The following is a 263-nucleotide window of genomic DNA, read 5'->3' as shown; positions in this document are numbered from 1 at the left end:
CATCGGCGCAAAAGAGCTTAACGACCGTGTTCGGCATGGGAACGGGTGTGACCTCTTTGCTATCGCCACCAGACTATTATAGGGTATTTTCAGGAAAATACCATGAACCTCGGATTACCCAAAGTAGTTATCTTAGTTCACATTTGAGAGATTCTCTCAAAACTAGATAATGCATAATAGAAACATTTCAAGAATGTATTGGATAAGTCCTCGACCGATTAGTATCTGTCAGCTCCACGTGTCGCCACGCTTCCACACCAGAC

General features: G+C 43.7%; 1 rRNA gene. It reads right to left on the bottom strand.

Going from position 1 to position 263, the window contains the following annotated elements:
- Nucleotides 1-73: ribosomal RNA gene (rrf, locus tag SAZ04_RS22310) — 5S ribosomal RNA — on the bottom strand; the annotation flags it as partial.
- Nucleotides 74-263: the final 190 nt, after the last annotated feature.

It is taken from the genome of Halalkalibacter lacteus (genome assembly GCF_036663595.1).
Classification (GTDB): domain Bacteria; phylum Bacillota; class Bacilli; order Bacillales; family Bacillaceae_D; genus Halalkalibacter; species Halalkalibacter lacteus.
Note: the sequence above shows the minus strand (reverse complement) of the source record. Positions and strands in the feature narration are given on the sequence as shown.